Here is a 19,782-nt window from a genome sequence, read left to right as displayed (position 1 = left end):
CTCCGGGTTACAGGATGAGGCTCATAAAACAAGAGACAGGCCGTAGGTCAGACCGAAGGCGACCAGCGAAATCAAAGTCTCCAGTACGGTCCAGGTCTTGAAGGTCTGGATCACCGTCATATTGAAGTATTCCTTGATCAGCCAGAAGCCGCCGTCGTTGACGTGGGAAAAGATCACCGAACCGGCACCGGTCGCCAGCACCAGCAATTCCGGGTGTGGATAACCCAGGCCCAGGGCCACCGGGGCGACAACGCCCGACGCGGTGGTCATGGCCACGGTGGCCGAGCCGGTGGCGATGCGCATCAGCGCGGCAAACAACCAGCCCATCACCAGTGGCGACAGGTTGAAGGCGTTGGCCATGCCGAGGATTTCATGGGTCACGCCGGCGTCCACCAGGATCCGGTTCAAGCCGCCGCCCGCGCCCACCAGCAGGGTGATACTGGCGGTCGGCGCCAGGCACTCGTTGGTGAACTTGAGGATCGACTCGCGGTTGAAGCCCTGGGCCAGGCCCAGGGTCCAGAAGCTGACCAGGGTCGCCAACAGCAAGGCGATCACCGAGTTCCCGATAAACAACAGGAACTGGTTGAAGCCGCTGCCGGGCGTGGAGATCAGGTTGGCCCAACCGCCGATCATCATCAGCACCACTGGCAACAGGATGGTGCCCATGGTCAGGCCGAAGCTAGGCAGGCGGGTGCGCGGTTCGCGCTCGATAAACTGGCGTTCCAGCGGGTTTTCGGCGGGCAGGTGGATGCGCGGCACGATGAACTTGGCGTACACCGGGCCGGCGATGATCGCGGTGGGGATGCCGATCAAAATCGCATACAACACGGTCTGCCCGACCGAGGCGTTATACGCCAGCACCGCCATCATTGCCGCCGGGTGTGGCGGCACCAGGGCATGCACCACTGACAGACCGGCGACCATCGGCAAACCGACCATCAGGATCGACACGCCCACGCGCCGGGCCACGGTAAAGGCAATCGGCACCAGCAATACAAAACCGACCTCGAAAAACAGCGGCAGCCCCACCAGAAAGGCAATGCACACCATGGCCCAGTGGGCATTGCGCTCGCCGAAACGGTTGATCAGGGTGCGCGCCACCTGCTCGGCGCCGCCGGACTCGGCCATCATCTTGCCGAGCATGGTGCCCAGGGCCACCACCAGCGCGATATGCCCCAGGGTCTTGCCAACCCCCGCCTCGTAGGAACCCATGATCGTATCCGCCGGCATCCCGGCCAGCAGCGCCAGGCCGATGGACACCAGGGTGATGACGATAAACGGGTTGAGCCGGTAACGTGCAATCAGCACGATCAATGCAATGATGGCGATGGCAGCGTATGCCAATAGCCAGACGCCCGGTGATGCGGCCATGCGGTACTCCTCGGAAAGGGTCACGTCGAATTGGTTGTGAAACTCATAAATCATTACCGAGGAGCATTTTCAAATTTTATGAAAGTAATTTTCGCCCACAGATAAGCGCTGTCGCTTTGGGACATGCCCGCAGACGCAGGATGAAAATCAGGGGATCGTTCTTACATGCAGGCCGGGCCCAATGCGGGAAACTCAACGGCCACTGTCCGGTCTCAGATTGCACACCGAATCATCTTCAGGAAGCCCGTCATGAACCGTAGAACCCTTACCCTCAGCGCGTTACTGCTGGCCTTGTCCGGCACCGCAACGGCCGCCGACAGCAGCCCGGCCCTGCAAAAGTGCCTGGACGCCGCCAACACCACGGCCGCGATGGTCGGCTGCAACGCCCAGGAAACCAAGGTGCAGGACAAGCGCCTGAACAGCGCCTACCAAACCGCACTGCAGGCCCAGCAAGGCCCGCGCAAGCAGCAACTGCAAGATGTACAGCGCCTGTGGATCAAATACCGGGATGCCAATTGCGCCTTCGCCGGCTCCGCGACCGGCGGCAGTATTGACCAGGTCAACGGCTCGGGTTGTGTGCTGGACATGACCCAGACCCGCGCCGATGAACTGGAAAACCTCGTCGGCCCATAACTCCCTCGCCTACACCAGCAGGATCAGTCGTGCTGCACTCGCGCGCGCTTGAGCAGCTTCTTGCAGCGCTCCGACAAATGCAGCACCCGCAGGTGCTTGCCGGCCTTGCTGTAGCGTTCGCGCAGGGTCATCAGCGCGGCAATCGCTGAATAGTCGACAAAACTCAGGTGACGGCAATCCAGCGTTACCTGGGCCGGATCGTTGGCCGGGTCGAACTGGTTCAGAAAGGGTGTGGTCGAGGCAAAGAACAGGGTGCCGTGCAGCCGGTAGAGCTTGCTGCCATCGGCCTCCAGATGTTCATCGGCGTACAACTCCCGCGCCTGCTGCCAGGCAAAGTTGAGCGCGGCAATCACAATCCCGCACAGCACCGCCGTGGCCAGGTCGGTGAACACCGTGATCACCGTCACCGCGATGATCACCAGCACATCATTGAGCGGCACTTTGTTGATCACCCGCAGCGACGCCCAGGCAAAGGTCTGCTGGGACACCACAAACATCACCCCCACCAGCGCCGCCAGGGGAATGCGCTCGATCAGCGGCGATAGGAACAAAATAAACAGCAGGATCATCACCCCGGCAAACACCCCGGAGAAACGCCCGCGCCCGCCCGAGCTGAGGTTGATCACCGTCTGCCCGATCATCGCGCAGCCGCCCATGCCGCCAAACACCCCGCTGACCATATTCGCCGCGCCCAGGGCCACGCTTTCGCGGTCGGGGTAACCACGGGTCTCGGTGATTTCGTCGGTGAGGTTGAGGGTCAACAGGGTTTCCAGCAGCCCGACCATGGCCATCAGGAAAGCGTAAGGCGCGATGATGCCCAGGGTTTCCAGGGTCCAGGGGATCTGCGGCAGGGCAAAAGTCGGCAGGCCGCCGGCGATATGGGCCATATCGCCCAGCGTGCGGGTGGGCAAGCCCAGCAGGTACACCGCCAGCCCCACACCGAGAATCGCCACCAGCGCCGGCGGCACCGCGCGGGTCAGGCGGGGCAGCAGGTAGACGATGGCCATGGTCGCCACCACCAACCCCGTCATCACATACAACGGCGTGCCGCTGAGCCAGGTCTCACCGCTCTTGAAATGCTCCAGTTGCGCCAGGGCGATGATGATCGCCAGGCCGTTGACGAAACCGAGCATCACCGGGTGCGGCACCATGCGCACCAGCTTGCCCAGGCGCAGCAGGCCGAAGGCAATCATGATCAGACCGCCGAGCAACACCGTCGCCAGCAGGTACTCCACGCCGTGTTGCACCACCAGCGCGACGATCACCACCGCCATCGACCCCGCCGCCCCCGAGACCATCCCCGGCCGGCCGCCGAACAACGCGGTCAGGGTGCAGATGATAAAAGCGCCATACAGGCCCATCAGCGGGTTGAGGTGGGCCACCAGGGCAAAGGCGATGCATTCGGGCAACAAGGCAAAAGACGTGGTGAGTCCGGCCAGGGCGTCAGCGCGCAGACGAGAGAGTTTCATAGGTTTACCGGGGGCGTTGCAGGAAATGAGGGGGCGATGGTACGGAAAACCACCACCCGGGACCAGTAGGAGCCGGTCAACAGGCGTAGCGCGCGAGCTTTGCCTGGATAAAGTCCAAAAAGCACTGGATACGCAGGGCCAGTTGCGAGTTGCGGTAGTACACCGCGTTGATCGGTTGGCGATAGCCACTGTTGAACGGTGTCAGGATCGACTGCAGGCGGCCGGCGTTGATGTCTTCGATGGTCATGAAGTGCGACAGGCAGGCAATCCCCTGCCCCTCCAACGCCAGTTGGCGCAGGGTTTCCCCGCTGGACGCAGCAATGCCCGGCTCGATCTGCCAGCGGTCGCCCTGCACATGGCGCAACGGCCAGTGGTTGAGGGTTTCGGTCTGGGTAAAGCCGAGCAAGGTGTGATTGGCCAGGTCCGCCACTGTGGTTGGCGTGCCGTGCTGCTCAAGGTACGCCGGGCTGGCGAGGATATGCAGCGGGCTGCAGCCCAGGGAGCGAGCATGCAGGGTCGAGTCCGCCAGGGCACCGATGCGGATAGCAATGTCGGTGCTCTGTTCCAGCAAGTCGATGATCAGGTCGTTGCTGTTGAGCTCCAGCTGGATATCCGGGTACAGACGGCGGAACTCGGCGACGTACGGCACGATGGCATGCAGCATGAACGGCGAGGCGGCGTTGATCCGCAAGCGCCCGGACGGGGTTTTCTGCCGTGACGACAGGCGCTCTTCCAGCTCGTCCATCTGCTCCAGGATCAGCTTGGCCTGCTCGAAGAAGTACTTGCCCTCTTCGGTCAGGTCCATGCGCCGCGTGGTGCGGTTGATCAGGGTGGTGTCGAGCTTGGCTTCGAGCCGCGACAAAGTGCGGCTGACCGCCGAAGGCGTCTGCCCGACTTGTTCGGCGGCAGCGGAAATCGAACCGCATTCAATCACGCAGACGAAGATCTGGAGCTCATCGGATCGGGCTTTCAACGTGAATCCTCGTGAATACGGCTGCGTGGATACTAGCCGTATTACAGCGTCAGGTTAAACACCTGGGCCAGATGCTGCTCATAGCGCAGCACATCAGCCTCGATGGAGGGGCGCTTCATCACGTCCACACACAGGAACGTCGGCAGACCACTCATACCGAGGAACTGGTTGGCCTTGTGGAACGGGAAGTACACCGCATCCACGCCCTTGGCTTCGAAGAAGTCGCTCGGGTCATCGAATGCTGCCTGTGGTGCATTCCAGGTCAGCGACAACATGTACTGCTTGCCCTGGATCAGGCCGCCGCTGCCGTACTTCTGCGACGCGTCGGAACGGGTGCGGCCATCGCTGGCGTACAGGCTGCCGTGGCCTTCGGTGAAGACTTCGTCGATGTACTTCTTGACGATCCATGGGGCGCCCATCCACCAGCCGGGCATCTGGTAGATGATCACGTCGGCCCAGAGGAACTTGGCGACTTCTTCGGCCACGTCGTAACCGGCGTCGATATGGGTGACTTTCACGTCGAGCCCACCCCGGTCCAGCACGGCCAGCGCCGCATCATGCAGGGTGTTGTTGTAGCGGCCATCGGAGTGGGCGAATTTCTTGCCGCCGTTGAGCAACAGAACTTTTTTCATGGGGTTGTACCTGAAGGTTGAAAATGGATGAGCGCAGGCTACGGGCAACCCCTCGGGTGAGTAAGCCACGGACCGGCAAAACACTTTTGACCCTCAGGCACGAGTAACCATCTGATTATTGCGTCAACCACCCATCAGCAGGTGCCCGCCCAGGGCCGCCATTCCCATAAAGAACACGCGCTTGAACAGCGCAGCACTGATGCACTGGCGCAGCTTTTGCCCCAGCCACATGCCCAGCAGCGCCGGCACCAACGCCAGCAGCGAGGCATTCAGTTCGCCGGCACCGAGATTGCCGCGCCAGAACAGCCCGGCGGCCAGGGCCAGGGTGGACACGCTGAAGGACAGGCCCAGCGCCTGCACCAGTTGGTCACGGTGCAAGCCCAGTGCTTGCAAGTAGGGCACGGCCGGGATCACGAAGACGCCGGTGGCCGAAGTGACGATCCCCGTCAGCAGACCACACAGCGGGCCCAGCCAACGCTCGCTGCCGGCGGGCACCCGCAACGTCGGCAGCAACAGCCCGCACAGCGCATACACCAGCAACGCCCCGCCCAAGGCCCGCACCACCCAGGGACCGCCGTCCATGCCCAGCCACAGCGAACCGAGCCCGGTCCCCAGAAAAATCAGCAGCAGCATGGGCCACAGGCGTTTGCTCAGTGCGCCCAAGTGCCCACCGAAGCTCAGTTGCCAGAGGTTGGTGATGGTCGAAGGAATGATCAGCAGGGCCGCAGCCTGCGCCGGCAACATAGCCAGACCGAGCAGGCCCATGGCGACGGTGGGCAGGCCCAGGCCAATCACGCCCTTGACGGTGCCGGCCAGCAGGAAGGTGCCGATCACCAGTAGGGTCAGGGCTGGGCCGAGGTGTTGGTAGAACGCGAGGAAGGTTGTCATGGGGGGGAGTTTGCGGGTTTGGCGTGGGGTTGGAAATTCGCCATATACTGAGGCAGCCTCTTGTTTTGCGTGAGGCTGAGACCGCTATCGCAGGCAAGCCAGCTCCCACATTCTGAATGTGATCACCCCTCCAAATGTGGGAGCTGGCTTGCCTGCGATAAGGCCCGTCCAGGCACCCGAGAACCCCGGCCATGCACTTTGACCTGATCGACCTGCGCCTCTACCTGCACATCCTCGACACCGGCAACATCACCGCCGGCGCCGCCCGCAGCCACCTATCCCTGGCCGCCGCCAGTGCGCGCATTCGCGCAATGGAGGCTTCACTGGGCGTCGAGTTCCTGCAGCGCGGCCGCCGAGGCGTGACCCCGACGGCCGCCGGCAACGCCCTGGCCCGCCACGCACGCCTGCTGTTGCAACAGGCCGAACGTCTGCAACAGGAGCTGGCGGAGTACGCCAACGGCGTCAAAGGCCAGGTGCGCCTGCTGTGCAACACCACCGCCCTCAGCGAATACCTGCCGGAGTTGCTGGCGGATTTTCTCTGCACCCACCCCAACCTCGATATCGACCTGCAGGAACTGCCCAGCCTGCGCATCACCCACGCCTTGCGCCAGGGCGCGGCGGACCTGGGGATTATTTCCGATGCAGTGGACAGCCACGGCTTGCAGACCCGGCCGTTTCGCGACGACCCGTTGGTGCTGATCCTGCCGACAGGCCACCCACTGACGGCCGGCGCAGTGAGTTTTATCGACAGCCTGCCCTACGACTATGTAGGCCTGGCCGCCGACAGCGCGTTGGCGGTGTACCTGGAGGAACAGGCGCTGCACGCGGGTTTTCGCTTGCAGACCCGGGTGCGGGCCGATGGCTTTGATGGGGTGATGCGCATGGTCGCCCGTGGCGCGGGCCTGGGAATCGTGCCGCTGGCCGCGTTACAACGCTGGCCCCACGCGCAGCCATTCCAGGCCCAGCCGCTGACGGAAGACTGGGCCTGTCGCAGACTGCTGTTGTGCGCGCGTTCGTTCGAGCAATTGCCGGCTTACGCCAAGGCCTTGCTCGATGCCTTGTCCGTGCCTTTACGGAAAAACACGTAATACACCACCGAGAGAATCAGCAGGAACGGCACGCCAAACACCAGGGTCATCTTGAACGCCTCGGTGAAGTACGTGGTGATCATCACCGCGCCCATCAGCACCAGCCCCAGCAGCGTGCTGTAGGGAAACAGCCGCAGTTGGAAGGACAACTTCGGCCCGCCGTGGCGCTTGCGGTAGCGGCGGAAGAACAGGTGCGTGAGGAAGATCATGAACCAGGTGAAGATCGCGCCAAACATCGAGATGGCCATCATCAAGGTGAAGGAGCTTTCCGGGTACACCACGTTGAGCAGGGTCGCCAGGGCGATGCCCGAACTGGACAGCAACAGGGCATTGAGCGGGATCCCGCTCTTGCTCAGGGCGCCCATGGATTTTGGCGCAAAGCCGGCGCGGGACAGGCTGAACATCATGCGCGTGGTGATGTAGAGCTGGCTGTTCATGGCCGACAGCGCGGCAATCAGGATCACGAAGTTCATCACCCCGGTGGCGCCGGGAATGCCGATGGTCTGCATCACCGTGACAAACGGGCTCTGGCTCTGCCCGGACTGGTTCCACGGCACGATGGCCAGCATCAGCGCCAGGGTCAGCAGGTAGAACACCACCAGCCGCACAATCGTCGCGCGGAAGGCTTTTTTCACCGCCTGCTCCGGGTCGGCCGCTTCACCCGCCGCCACCGCGATCATCTCCACGCTCAGGTAGCTGAAGATCGACACAATCACCGCGATCCACATGCCACTCAGGCCATTGGGGAAAAACCCGCCGTGGGCCGTGTAGTTCTGCACACCGTAATCCGGGTTGCCAGAGCCGAACACCACATACACCGCAAGGATGATAAAGCCGACAATCGCGCTGATCTTGATCGTCGAAAACCAGTATTCGAAGTTGCCGAAGGTCTTGACGCTGATGGCGTTAAGCACGATCAGCACGCTGGAGAACGAGACGATCCACACCCACTCCGGCACATTGGCGAACCAGTACTTCATGTACATCGCCACCGCCGTGACCTCGGCGCCCACCGCCAGCACAATCGCCGCCCAGTAGGCATAGCGCACCAGGAACCCGGCCAGGGGGCTGATATAGAACTCGGCGTAGGCGCCAAAGGAGCCGGAGGTGGAATGGGCCACCGTCATTTCCGCCAGGCAGCCCATCAACAGCAGGGTGATCAACGCGCCGATGGCGTAGCTGACCAGCACGCTGGGCCCGGCATAGCCGATGGCATAGGCGCTGCCCATAAACAGCCCGGTGCCAATGGCGCCACCGATGGCGATCATGCTCATCTGCCCGGAAGTGAGCTGGCGCCGCAGGCCCAGTTCGCGGTTGGTGATTGCTGCAAAGCCGTTGTCTGGCGTGGTCACGTGCGTGCCCCTTTTATTATTGTGATTGTTACTGCTGGCCAAGCACCTGTGGGAGCTGGCTTGCCTGCGATGCAGACACCTCGGTAGGTCAGTGCGACCGAGGCGATTTCATCGCAGGCAAGCCAGCTCCTACAGGGGTTTTGTGGTGTTTTCAGGTGACGCTGTGGCGCACTTTGAATTGCGGCTGGTCCCAGGATTTCTCATCGAGGATTTCGCCAAGGATTTCTACTGCATCCCACACCTCGGTGAAGCTGGTGTACAGCGGGGTGAAGCCAAAGCGCATGATCTTCGGCTCACGGTAATCACCAATCACGCCACGGGCGATCAGGGCCTGGACAATGGCGTAGCCTTCGGGGTGTTCAAAGCTCACATGACTGCCGCGCTTGGCATGCTCGAGCGGGGTGATCAGCGTCAGGTCATGGGCGGCGCAGCGGCTTTGTACCAGCTCGATAAACAGGTCGGTGAGCGCCAGGGATTTGCGGCGCAGGCTGGCCATGTCGGTCTGGGCGAAGATATCCAGCCCGCACTCGACCATCGCCAGCGAGGTGATCGGCTGGGTGCCGCACAGGTAGCGAGTGATGCCCTTGCCGGCCACGTAGTTGGACTCCATGGCGAACTGGCGGCTATGGCCGAACCAGCCCGACAACGGCTGCGTCACCAACTCCACCAGCGCCGGGTTGACCCAGACAAACGCCTGGGAACCTGGGCCGCCGTTGAGGTATTTGTAGGTGCAGCCAATGGCGTAGTCGGCGCCGGCCTGGTGCAGGTCAATCGGCACCGCGCCCGCCGAGTGCGCCAGGTCCCAGATCGCCAGCGCGCCGCACTCATGGCTCAGGGCGGTCAGCGCTTGCATGTCGTGCATGTAGCCGGTCTTGTAGTTGACGTGGGTGATCATCACCACGGCAGTGTCCTGGTCGATGGCCGCCGGCAGTTCGTCGGGGCTGTTCACCAGGCGCAGGCTGTAGCCCTGTTGCAGCAGCGCCGCCAGGCCTTCGGCGATGTACAGGTCGGTGGGGAAGTTGCTTCCCTCGCTGACAATCACCTTGCGCTGCGGCTGGCGTTGGCGCTGCACGCTCAAGGCGGCGCTGAGCACCTTGAACAGGTTGATCGAGGTGGTATCGGTAATCACCACTTCAGCCTCACCCGCGCCGATCAGCGGCGCCAGGCGGTTGCCCAGGCGCTGGGACAGGTCGGCCCAGCCGGCGCTGTTCCAGCTGCGGATCAACCCATTGCCCCACTCCTCGGCAATCACCGCTTGTGCCCGCGCAAGCGCCGCCACCGGACGTGCGCCGAGGGAGTTGCCATCGAGGTAGATCACCCCTTCCGGCAGGGCGAATTGATCGCGCAGGGGCGCCAGCGGGTCTTGGGCGTCGAGGGTCTGGCAATGAGTTCGGCTGGTCATGGAAAGTCCTGTTTTTATAGATGACGATGGACCAAATAATGAACGAAGATTTGCAGAATTTTCGTGCAAAGTGCGCTACAACTGGCTTAATAAGCTGTAGGAAATTCGAATTTAACCTCTAAATACGCGGATTAATTCTAAGCATGATTCTCGACGCCACCGACCTGCGCCTCCTGCATTTCCTGCAACAGGATGGCCGTATCAGCAACCAGGAACTGGCGGAGAAAGTCGCCCTGTCGCCGTCCGCCTGCCTGCGCCGCTTGCGCCTGCTGGAGAGTGAGGGGGTGATCAGCGGGTATCGCGCGGTGCTCAATGCCGAGCAATTGGGGATCGAGCTGGAAGCCATCGTCCACCTGTCGTTGCGCCAAGACATGGAGGACTGGCACGAGACCTTTATCAAGAAGGTCCAGGGCTGGCCGGAAGTGGCCAGTGCCTATGTGATCACCGGCGCCAGCAACTACGTGCTGCGGGTGCAGGCGCGCAACCTCAAGCACTTTTCCGACTTTATCGTGAACCACCTCAACCGCACGGCGGGGGTGATGGATATCCGTTCGGAGATCGTGTTGCAGAAGATCAAGGACCGGGATGAGGTGCTGGACCTGGTCGTACGCAAATAGGCAAAGCACTGCTGATCAACTGTGGGCGCTGGCTTTTGTGGGAGCCGGGCTTGCCCGCGATACAGACCCCTCGGTTTATCTGCACTACCGAGGCGAGGCTATCGCAGGCAAGCCAGCTCCCACAAAAGCCAGCGCCCACATTTTTGACCGTATTCAGTCTTCGAGGGCGCGCACGCGTTGCATGCGTTTTTGCTCGACCGGTGCCACCGCCGGCTGCAACTCGAAGTCAAAGTCGATCTGCGCAAACTTGCCCTCCACGCCAAACTCCCGCGCCAGTTGCGGGTCTTCGCTGAAGCGAATTTCGGCAATCAGCTCATCCCGAGTGGCGTAGGCAAAGTCATCATGCAGGTACGGATCATCCGACAGGTTGATCTGCGTGGTCAGGTGCCGATGCCCCGGTGCCGAGATAAAGAAGTGGATATGCGCTGGCCGCTGGCCGTGACGCCCCAGTTGATCGAGCAACTGCTGGGTCGGGCCGGTCGGTGGGCAGCCGTAGCCTGACGGCACGATGCTACGGAAACGATAATTGCCCTGGGCATCGGTCTCGATCCGGCGACGCAGGTTGAACTCCGATTGCGATGGGTCGAACCAGGAGTAAGTGCCGCCGGTATTGGCCTGCCACACATCCACAATCGCCCCGGCCAACGGCTTGCCGTTGATGTCGCGCACTTGCCCGCGCATAAACAGCGGCACGGCCGCATCCAGGCCATCGTCCAGGCGTGCTTCGTATTTGGACAGCGGCGCACCCGCCACGTACAGCGGCCCTTCGATGGTGCGCGGGGTGCCGCCGGACTTGCCGGCTTCCTCGTCGGCGGCGTCCATCAACAGGTCCAGGTAATGCTCCAGGCCCAGGCCCGCGGCCAGCAGCCCGGCTTCCTGGTTTTTGCCCAGTTCGTTGAGGTAGTTGACCGCCTTCCAGAACTCTTCCGGGGTCACTTCCAGGTCTTCGATGATATTCACCGTATCGCGCAGGATCCGGTAGATCAGCGCCTTGGCCCGTGGGTTGCCGGCGTCATTGAGGTTACCGCTGGCTTCTTCGAGGAAGCGCTGGGCGTGGGCAGTCTGGGACAGTCGAATGGACATGGTGCAATCCTCATCTTGTAATTATTAGGGGGCTAGACAGGCTCAGCGGTCATCCTCATGGATCGACGACGGATGCCGGCACAGGGCATTCACTTCAATGGCCATGTAGGGATAGAGCGGCAGTTGCATCAGCAGGTCATGCAGTTCCTGCACGCTGTCGACATCAAACACGCTGTAGTTGGCGTACAGTCCGGCGATGCGCCACAGGTGGCGCCACTTGCCTTGCGCTTGCAGGCGTTGGGCCAGGGCTTTTTCGTCGGCCTTGAGGGCCGCTGCGCGCTCGGGGTTCATATCGACAGGCAGGTTTACGGTCATCTTTACGTGGAACAACATCGCAGGCGTCCTCTTAATGTTTGTCGCGACGGAAGAACGCCAGGCGCTCCTCATCAATGGCCAGGCCCAGGCCCGGGGCGGTCGAGACATGCAGGTGGAAATCGCGATACAGCAGCGGCTCGGTAAGAATGTCTTCGGTGAGCAGCAGCGGCCCGAACAGCTCGGTGTCCCACGCCAGTTTATTGAGGGTGAGAAACGCGTGGGCCGAGGCCAGGGTGCCGATACCGCCTTCAAGCATAGTGCCGCCATACAGGCCAATACCCGCCGCCTCGGCAATCGCCGCCGTGCGCAGTACGGCACGCGGGCCGCCGTTTTTCGCGATCTTCAAGGCGAACACCGAGGCCGCACCTTCGCGGGCCAGGTTGAAGGCATCTTCGACACACTCGATGGACTCGTCGGCCATGATCGGCGCCGGGCTCGAGAGGTTGAGCCGGGCCATGCCGCCACGGTTATTGCGCGAGATCGGCTGTTCGATCAGGTCGATAGCGTTATCGCCCAACACCTTGCAAGCGCGTAGGGCCACGGCTTCGTCCCAGGCCTGGTTGACGTCGACGCGCACGCTGGCGCGCTCGCCCAGGGCTTTTTTGATCGCAATCACATGGGCCAGGTCCTGGCTGACTTCACCGGCGCCGATCTTCAACTTGAAGATGCGGTGGCGGCGCAGGTCGAGCATCTTCTCGGCTTCGTCGATGTCCTTTTGCGTATTGCCGCTGGCCAACGTCCAGGCCACCGGCAGGGCATCGCGCACGCGGCCGCCGAGCAGCTCGCTGACCGGCAGGTTCAGGCGCTTGCCGAGGGCATCGAGCAAGGCGCTTTCGATGCCGGACTTGGCAAACGTGTTGCCACGGATGCTGCGTTCCAGGCGCAACATGGCGGCGTTGATGTTGCTGGCATCCTGGCCAATCAACAGTGGCGCAAAGTGTTGGTCGATATTGATCTTGATGCTATCGGGGCTTTCGTTGCCGTAGCTCAGGCCACCGATGGTGGTGGACTCGCCGATCCCTTCGATACCGTCGGCGCACCGCACGCGGATGATCACCAGGGTCTGGTTTTGCATGGTGTGCATCGCCAGCTTGTGCGGGCGGATGGTGGGGAGATCGACGATGATGGTCTCGATCGACTCGATGGCGCAAATCGGCATGGCAATACCCGTTGGGTTCTTTATAGGTCTTGCCCGATTCTGTCGCCCATTGTTGCTGGCTTCCAATATAGAATTGGTCTCGAACAATACCCTCAAGGTATGAGAGGAATCCGTATGGAACTGCGCCACCTGCGTTATTTCCAGGTGCTGGGGGAAACCCTGAACTTCACACGCGCCGCCGAACGCCTGCACATCGCCCAGCCGCCGTTGAGCCGGCAGATCCAGCAATTGGAAGATGAGTTGGGTGTGGTGCTGCTGGAGCGTGGCCGGCCGTTGCGGCTGACCGAGGCCGGGCGGTACTTCTATGAACACGCCAATGTGCTGCTGGAGCAGTTGGCCAAGACCTGCGACAACACCCGGCGCATCGGCCTGGGGCAGAAGACCTGGCTGGGCATCGGCTTTGCCCCCTCGACCCTGTATGGCGTGCTGCCGGAACTGATCCGCCGCCTGCGCAGCCATGACGCGCTGGAGCTGGAGCTGGGGCTGTCGGAGATGACCACCCTGCAACAGGTCGAAGCGCTCAAGGCCGGGCGCATTGATGTGGGCTTCGGGCGGATTCGCATTGATGACCCGGCCATTGTCCAGCGGGTGTTGGTCGAGGATCGGCTGGTGGCGGTGTTGCCGGCCGGGCACCCGCTGCTGGGCGCACCGGTGACCCTTGCGCAGTTGGCCGCCGAACCGCTGGTGCTGTACCCCGGCAACCCGCGCCCCAGCTATGCCGACCACGTGATCGCACTGTTCGACACCCATGGCCTGGCGATCAAGGTCGCGCAATGGACCAATGAGTTGCAGACCGCCATCGGCCTGGTCGGGGCCGGCATGGGGGTGACGCTGGTGCCGGCGTCGGTGCAGATACTGCATCGGGCGGATATCGGCTATACGCCGATTGTCGAGGTTACGGCGACCTCGCCGATCATTCTCAGCCGGCGGATCAATGATCAGTCGCCGGGGCTGGGTCATTGCCTGCAACTGGTAGAAGAACTGATCTGAAATCTCCCAGTCACCTCCAATACCCTGTGGGAGCTGCATTGTGTTCAGGCACCCCGCATGCGCCGCGCATCGTTGCGCTGCAGCGTCTGGCTGGGGGATTCGTCGAACAGCTTGCGGTACTCCGCCGAAAACCTTCCCAGGTGGGTAAAGCCCCAGCCCAGGGCGATTTCGGAGATGGTGCGGGTGGCGCCATGCTCGAGAATTTCCTGGCGCACCGCGCTCAAGCGGTACTTCTTCAAGTAGGCCATGGGCGACAGCGCGAAGTATTTGCGAAACGCATCGAACAGCTTGAACCGCGACACCCCGGTGGCCGCCTCGAGGTCTTCCAGGTGCAGCGCTTCGCGGGCGTTGGCGTGGATGTACTGGCGGGCGCGGATCAGGTAGTGGGGCAGCTTGACCCCCAGCACGTCGCGCAGTTCTTCGGAATAGTTGTTCGGCTGGGCCAGGATCAGGCCCTTGATCAGCGAGCTTTCCAGGTCGCGGGTAAACGCGGCCTGGTCATACAGTTCGCTGCTGTGCTCCAGCTCCGCGATGAAGTGCCTTGCCATACGCCACCACGCTGCCGGCGCGCCCTGCACCGCATCCATCACCGACTCAAAGCGCAGCGGCGCATCAATCGGCCGCTGCAACAAGCCCTCCAGGGTTTCGCTCATCGCCGCACGGGTGATCACCACTTGCAGCTTGCGGCAGTCGCCGGAGATCGCCAGCACCTGGTGTTCATTGGGCGAAATGATCACGCCCTGGTCGCGATTGGAACTCAGGCGCTGGCCACCCTTGCTCAGCTCCTGCTCGCCCACCAGCGGCAGGCTCAGACTGTAGCTGCTGAAGTGCTCGGCGTCTTCGATGTCGATGGTCACGTCGGTGCCGTATTCGATCACCCCCAGGGTGGTGGCGCGGGACTTGAACACATTGGCACTGTGGTGGAAGCGCAGGCGCTCCGGGGTGGCGGTTTCCAGCCGGTGGGGCCCGCAGATGCCGGACATCCAGCTGCGGGCGCCTTCAAGGTCGAAACGTTCAATACGGATATCGCGTGTATGGCTACTCATCAGGGTGCACTCACGGCGGTTGTGGCCAGCGCGCTCTGACGGCGCGTCCGGTGGATCAAGGCAAGTTCTGCGCCACGTCGCGCACTTGGCCACTGGGTGGATAGTGAGCGTCGACTATGTGGATAAGAAGCCGGCTTTTTCGACAATTGCCTAGCCTGACAGTAGCGCATTCCCCGGCGTCGTTGCACGGATGTGGGTATTTGCGCCCCAACTATGCGGCCCATCTTCCCCCATTAAGCGGATAGCTGGCCGCCCCCCTGCCCGCCTCTAATGAACCACCGATTAGCTACCCAATAAAAGGTGCCTCCCATGAGTGGTGCAAGAAGCGTCGAGCAATGGAAAACGTTTATCGAAAGCTGCCTGGATTTCCGTCCGGCCGAGGGTGTGTTCCGCATCGCCCGGGACATGTTCACCGAACCTGAGCTGTTCGACCTGGAGATGGAACTGATCTTCGAAAAGAACTGGATCTACGCCTGCCACGAAAGCGAACTGGCCAATAACCACGACTTCGTAACCATGCGCGCCGGGCGCCAGCCGATGATCATCACCCGTGACGGTGAAGGCCAGCTCAACGCCCTGATCAACGCCTGCCAGCATCGCGGCACCACCCTGACCCGGGTCGGCAAGGGCAACCAGTCGACCTTTACCTGCCCGTTCCACGCCTGGTGCTACAAGAGCGACGGCCGCCTGGTGAAGGTCAAGGCGCCGGGGGAATACCCGGAAGGTTTCGACAAGGCCACCCGCGGCCTGAAGAAGGCGCGCATCGAAAGCTACAAGGGCTTTGTGTTTATCAGCCTCGACGTGCACGGCAGCAACAGCCTGCAAGACTTCCTCGGCGACTCCAAAGTGTTCTTCGACATGATGGTCGCGCAGTCCGCCACCGGCGAGCTGGAAGTGCTGCCCGGCAAGTCGGCCTACACCTACGACGGCAACTGGAAGCTGCAGAACGAAAACGGCCTGGACGGTTACCACGTCAGCACCGTGCACTATAACTACGTGGCCACGGTGCAGCATCGCCAGCAGGTCAATACGGAAAACGGCAGCGCCTCCGGCAGCACCCTGGACTACAGCAAACTCGGCGCCGGCGATGCCAATACCGATGACGGCTGGTTTGCCTTCAACAACGGCCACAGCGTGTTGTTCTGCGATGCCCAACCCCAGCGTGCGCTCCGGCTACGCCACCATCATGCCGCGCCTGGTGGCAGAACACGGCCAGCAAAAGGCCGAGTGGATGATGCACCGCCTGCGCAACCTCAACGTGTACCCCAGCCTGTTCTTTCTCGACCAGATCAGCTCGCAACTGCGCATCATCCGCCCGGTGGCGTGGAACAAGACCGAGATCATCAGCCAGTGCCTGGGGGTCAAGCACGAGTCCGACGCCGACCGCGAAAACCGTATCCGCCAGTTTGAAGACTTTTTCAACGTGTCCGGCATGGGCACCCCGGATGACCTGGTGGAATTTCGCGAAGCCCAGCGCGGCTTCCAGGGCCGCCTGGAACGCTGGAGCGATATCTCCCGGGGCAGCCATCGCTGGGAAACCGGGCCGACGCCCAACAGCGAGGCCATCGGCATCCAGCCGGCCATGACCGGCACCGAGTTCACCCACGAAGGGTTGTACGTCAACCAGCACCGCAACTGGCAGACATTCCTGCTGGACGGGCTTGAGGCGCAATCGTTGAAACTGCACGAGGTGAAATGATGAACGCGCAATTGCAGTATCAGATCGAGCAGTTTTTCTACCGCAAGTCCGAACTGTGCGACGCCCAGGACTGGGACGCCTACGTGCAGTTGTTCGACCCGCAGAGTGAGTTCCACCTGCCGCAATGGGACTCGGAACACGTCTACACCCGCGACCCCAAGCGCGAAATGTCGCTGATCTACTACGCCAACCGCTCGGGCCTGGAAGATCGGGTGTTCCGCCTGCGCACCGGCAAGGCCGCGTCCGCCACGCCGATGCCGCGCACCTTGCACCTGATCAATAACGTACGGATTGCCGAGCAGGCTGATGGCTGCCTGGAGGTGCGGTTGAACTGGCACACGCTGTTTTATCGGCTGGCGATGTCGGAGCAGTTCTATGGCCACGCCACCTACAGCCTCAAGCCCCATGGCGACAGTTGGCTGATCACGCGCAAGCATGCGCTGCTGCTCAACGACACCATCAACTCGGTGCTGGACTTCTATCACCTCTGACCGTGCCCCTGTGGCGAGGGGCAACCTCGCCAGTCATCAATCTATCTACGCGGAGTGCGGTGGATGAATCACAAAGTGGCCTTCAGTTTTGCCGACGGCAAGACCTTGTTCTTTCCGGTGGCCAGCAACGAAATCCTGCTGGACGCGGCGTTGCGCAACGGCATCAAGATCCCCCTGGATTGCCGCGAAGGCGTGTGCGGCACCTGCCAGGGACGCTGCGAGTCCGGCGACTACAGCCAGGACTATGTGGATGACGAGGCCCTGTCCAGCCTCGACCTGCAACAACGCAAGATGCTCAGTTGCCAGACCCGGGTCCAATCCGACGCGGCGTTTTACTTCGATTTCGACTCAAGCCTGTGCAACGCACCGGGCCCGGAACAACTCAGCGCCACGGTGTGCGAGGTGCAGCAGGTGTCGGCCAGCACCGCGATCCTGTCGGTGCAACTGGAGCGCGCCCTGGACTTTCTGCCGGGGCAATATGCGCGGCTGTCGATCCCCGGTACCGAGCATCAGCGTTCCTACTCCTTCGCCAACCGCCCGGGCAACCGCTTGCAGTTCCTGATCCGCTTGCTGCCGGACGGGGTGATGAGCAATTACGTGCGCGAGCGCTGCCAGGTCGGCGATGAAATCAAGCTGCAGGCACCGCTGGGCGCGTTTTATCTGCGACACGTCACCCAGCCCCTGGTGCTGGTGGCCGGCGGCACCGGGTTGTCGGCACTGTTGGGGATGCTCGATGAATTGGCCGAGCGCGGCTGCGAGCAACCGGTGCATCTGTACTACGGGGTGCGCGGGGCCGAGGATTTGTGCGAGGCCGAGCGCATCAAGGCGTATGCACAAACGATCCGTGGTTTTCGCTACACCGAAGTGCTCAGCGACCCATCGCCGCAGTGGTCTGGCAAGCGCGGTTATCTGACCGAACATTTCGACGTGGCCGAATTGCGGGATAGATCGGCCGATATGTACGTGTGCGGCCCCCCTCCAATGGTCGAATCCATCAAGAACTGGCTGCAAGATCAGGCACTTGATGGCGTTCAGCTGTATTACGAAAAGTTTACCGAGAGTAATATCTGACCCCTCAGCAGTGAGGGGCGGATCTGGCGTGCAGGATCAACCCTGAAAAAAACAAGTAGAAGGGAATGTTAATGGCGGATGACATGGTTAACCCGGTTGGCCTCAAGCGTGGCCTGAAAAACCGGCATATTCAGCTGATTGCCCTGGGCGGGGCGATTGGTACGGGTTTGTTCCTCGGTTCGGCCGGGGTGCTGAAATCGGCGGGGCCGTCGATGATCCTGGGCTATGCGATAGCCGGGTTTATCGCATTCCTGATCATGCGCCAGTTGGGCGAGATGATCGTCGAGGAACCGGTCGCCGGTTCCTTCAGCCACTTCGCCCACAAGTACTGGGGCGGCTATGCCGGCTTCCTCGCCGGCTGGAACTACTGGGTGCTGTATGTACTGGTGGGCATGGCCGAGCTGACAGCGGTGGGCAAGTACATCCAGTTCTGGTGGCCTGAAGTGCCGACCTGGGTCAGCGCAGTGGTGTTCTTCGTTGCGGTGAACCTGATCAACACCCTGAACGTGAAGTTCTTCGGTGAGACCGAGTTCTGGTTCGCGATCATCAAGGTGGTGGCGATCATCGGCATGATCGTGCTCGGCTGCTACCTGCTGTTCAGCGGTACCGGTGGCCCGCAAGCCTCGATCAGCAACCTGTGGGACCACGGCGGTTTCTTCCCTAACGGCGGCATGGGCCTGCTGATGGCAATGGCGTTCATCATGTTCTCGTTCGGCGGCCTGGAGCTGGTGGGTATTACGGCTGCCGAAGCCAGCGAGCCGCGCAAGGTGATCCCCAAGGCGATCAACCAGGTGGTGTACCGGATCCTGATTTTCTACGTCGGCGCCCTGACCGTGCTGCTGTCGTTGTACCCATGGGATCAACTGCTGCAAACCCTCGGCGCGTCCGGCGATGCCTACAGTGCCAGCCCGTTCGTGCAGATCTTCTCGTTGATCGGTAACGACACCGCCGCGCACATCCTCAACTTCGTGGTGCTGACCGCGGCACTGTCCGTGTACAACAGCGGCGTGTACTGCAACAGCCGCATGCTGTTCGGCCTGGCCGAGCAAGGCGACGCGCCCAAGGCGCTGATGAAGCTCAACAAGCAAGGCGTACCGTTGCGCGCCCTGGGCATTTCGGCCCTGGTGACGTTGCTGTGCGTGGTGATCAACTACGTGGCACCCAAGGATGCACTGGTGCTGTTGTTTGCCCTTGTGGTTGCTTCGCTGATGATCAACTGGGCGCTGATCAGCCTGACGCACATCAAGTTCCGCAAGGCCATGGGCGAGCAAGGCGTGGTGCCGTCGTTCAAGACCTTCTGGTTCCCGTTCAGCAACTACCTGTGCCTGGCGTTCATGCTGGTGATCGTTGGCGTGATGCTGGCAATCCCGGACATGCGCCCATCGGTGTATGCGATGCCGGTGTGGGTGGGGATTCTCTTCCTGGCGTACTGGTTGCGCTCCAGGAAGAACAAGGCCCTGGCTGTCGCGCAATAACCTGTGTAGAAGCCGGCTTGTGCAGGAG

General features: G+C 61.9%; 18 protein-coding genes and 1 pseudogene. 8 read left to right on the top strand and 11 right to left on the bottom strand.

The genetic code is table 11. The annotated features are described in order from the left end of the window. Positions 1–21: 21 nt before the first annotated feature. Positions 22–1,425, bottom strand: coding sequence for a gluconate:H+ symporter (locus tag PSH80_RS03340; protein WP_057440211.1), 1,404 nt, complete (start codon positions 1,423–1,425; stop codon positions 22–24). A 195-nt stretch (positions 1,426–1,620) separates the two neighbouring features. On the opposite strand from PSH80_RS03340, the gene PSH80_RS03335 reads away from it, so the two are divergent. Next, entirely contained in the window at positions 1,621–2,004 is a 384-nt protein-coding gene (locus tag PSH80_RS03335; protein WP_057960616.1) for a lysozyme inhibitor LprI family protein, read from the top strand. 23 nt (positions 2,005–2,027) lie between these two features. Here PSH80_RS03335 and PSH80_RS03330 read toward each other — a convergent pair whose 3' ends face one another. The 4 genes from PSH80_RS03330 to PSH80_RS03315 form a co-directional block, all read right to left on the bottom strand. Next, positions 2,028–3,473: a SulP family inorganic anion transporter gene (locus PSH80_RS03330; RefSeq protein ID WP_057960617.1), complete on the bottom strand. Its 1,446-nt coding sequence runs from the start codon at positions 3,471–3,473 to the stop codon at positions 2,028–2,030. Positions 3,474–3,549: 76 nt separating this feature from the next. Continuing rightward, on the bottom strand, positions 3,550–4,446 hold the full coding sequence (locus PSH80_RS03325) for a LysR family transcriptional regulator (RefSeq protein ID WP_115127336.1): 897 nt from the start codon (positions 4,444–4,446) through the stop codon (positions 3,550–3,552). Positions 4,447–4,487: 41 nt separating this feature from the next. Continuing rightward, complete coding sequence (locus tag PSH80_RS03320) at positions 4,488–5,078, bottom strand: NAD(P)H-dependent oxidoreductase (RefSeq protein WP_115127335.1); 591 nt, start codon at positions 5,076–5,078, stop codon at positions 4,488–4,490. A gap of 123 nt (positions 5,079–5,201) precedes the next feature. Beyond that, the gene (locus tag PSH80_RS03315) at positions 5,202–5,966 is read right to left on the bottom strand and encodes a sulfite exporter TauE/SafE family protein (protein ID WP_305419181.1); all 765 of its coding nucleotides are present in this window, start codon (positions 5,964–5,966) and stop codon (positions 5,202–5,204) included. Positions 5,967–6,157: 191 nt separating this feature from the next. Between PSH80_RS03315 and PSH80_RS03310 the strand changes: the two genes are divergently transcribed. Next, the gene (locus PSH80_RS03310) at positions 6,158–7,054 is read left to right on the top strand and encodes a LysR substrate-binding domain-containing protein (protein WP_057960621.1); all 897 of its coding nucleotides are present in this window, start codon (positions 6,158–6,160) and stop codon (positions 7,052–7,054) included. Here PSH80_RS03310 and PSH80_RS03305 read toward each other — a convergent pair. Together PSH80_RS03305 and kynU are read right to left on the bottom strand one after the other, a co-directional pair. After that, entirely contained in the window at positions 7,000–8,406 is a 1,407-nt protein-coding gene (locus PSH80_RS03305; protein ID WP_057439312.1) for an amino acid permease, read from the bottom strand. The two genes, PSH80_RS03310 and PSH80_RS03305, sit on opposite strands and share 55 nt — an antisense overlap. 151 nt (positions 8,407–8,557) lie before the next feature. Beyond that, on the bottom strand, positions 8,558–9,808 hold the full coding sequence (gene kynU / locus PSH80_RS03300) for a kynureninase (RefSeq protein ID WP_305419178.1): 1,251 nt from the start codon (positions 9,806–9,808) through the stop codon (positions 8,558–8,560). Between the two features lie 143 nt (positions 9,809–9,951). On the opposite strand from kynU, the gene PSH80_RS03295 reads away from it, so the two are divergent. Continuing rightward, positions 9,952–10,425 (top strand): Lrp/AsnC family transcriptional regulator, encoded by a 474-nt coding sequence (locus PSH80_RS03295; protein ID WP_029299899.1) that lies wholly within the window; start codon positions 9,952–9,954, stop codon positions 10,423–10,425. Between the two features lie 153 nt (positions 10,426–10,578). Here PSH80_RS03295 and catA read toward each other — a convergent pair whose 3' ends face one another. From catA to PSH80_RS03280, 3 genes are read right to left on the bottom strand one after another with little or no spacing between them, the layout of a single operon-like run. After that, positions 10,579–11,508 (bottom strand): catechol 1,2-dioxygenase, encoded by a 930-nt coding sequence (gene catA, locus PSH80_RS03290; protein ID WP_057439314.1) that lies wholly within the window; start codon positions 11,506–11,508, stop codon positions 10,579–10,581. A gap of 42 nt (positions 11,509–11,550) precedes the next feature. Then, positions 11,551–11,841: a muconolactone Delta-isomerase gene (gene catC, locus PSH80_RS03285; RefSeq protein ID WP_029299901.1), complete on the bottom strand. Its 291-nt coding sequence runs from the start codon at positions 11,839–11,841 to the stop codon at positions 11,551–11,553. Positions 11,842–11,854: 13 nt separating this feature from the next. Next, on the bottom strand, positions 11,855–12,982 hold the full coding sequence (locus PSH80_RS03280; RefSeq protein WP_057439315.1) for a muconate cycloisomerase family protein: 1,128 nt from the start codon (positions 12,980–12,982) through the stop codon (positions 11,855–11,857). A 114-nt stretch (positions 12,983–13,096) separates the two neighbouring features. Here PSH80_RS03280 and PSH80_RS03275 point away from each other — a divergent pair, with 114 nt between their 5' ends. Next, positions 13,097–13,972, top strand: coding sequence for a LysR family transcriptional regulator (locus PSH80_RS03275; protein ID WP_057960624.1), 876 nt, complete (start codon positions 13,097–13,099; stop codon positions 13,970–13,972). Positions 13,973–14,016: 44 nt separating this feature from the next. Here the strand turns inward: PSH80_RS03275 and PSH80_RS03270 are convergent, their stop codons facing one another. After that, entirely contained in the window at positions 14,017–15,018 is a 1,002-nt protein-coding gene (locus PSH80_RS03270) for a helix-turn-helix domain-containing protein (protein ID WP_057439316.1), read from the bottom strand. A gap of 309 nt (positions 15,019–15,327) precedes the next feature. On the opposite strand from PSH80_RS03270, the pseudogene antA reads away from it, so the two are divergent. The 4 genes and pseudogenes from antA (at position 15,328) to PSH80_RS03250 (ending at position 19,754) form a co-directional block, all read left to right on the top strand. After that, positions 15,328–16,717: pseudogene (gene antA / locus PSH80_RS03265) on the top strand (anthranilate 1,2-dioxygenase large subunit). After that, positions 16,717–17,208: an anthranilate 1,2-dioxygenase small subunit gene (gene antB, locus PSH80_RS03260; protein WP_057439317.1), complete on the top strand. Its 492-nt coding sequence runs from the start codon at positions 16,717–16,719 to the stop codon at positions 17,206–17,208. The pseudogene antA and the gene antB overlap by 1 nt, the downstream one beginning before the upstream one ends. Before the next feature lie 63 nt (positions 17,209–17,271). After that, positions 17,272–18,279 carry an anthranilate 1,2-dioxygenase electron transfer component AntC gene (gene antC / locus PSH80_RS03255; protein ID WP_057960626.1) on the top strand — a complete coding sequence of 336 codons (1,008 nt, stop codon included), beginning with the start codon at positions 17,272–17,274 and terminating at the stop codon, positions 18,277–18,279. Between the two features lie 71 nt (positions 18,280–18,350). Further along, a complete protein-coding gene (locus tag PSH80_RS03250; RefSeq protein WP_057439319.1) occupies positions 18,351–19,754 on the top strand; it encodes an amino acid permease in 1,404 nt (467 codons plus the stop codon). The last annotated feature ends 28 nt before the right edge of the window (positions 19,755–19,782 follow it).

The sequence above is a fragment of the Pseudomonas sp. FP818 genome, from assembly GCF_030687335.1.
In the GTDB taxonomy this organism is placed as follows: domain Bacteria; phylum Pseudomonadota; class Gammaproteobacteria; order Pseudomonadales; family Pseudomonadaceae; genus Aquipseudomonas; species Aquipseudomonas shahriarae.
The sequence above is the reverse complement of the archived record's forward strand: the minus strand, read 5'-3'. Positions and strand labels throughout refer to the sequence as shown.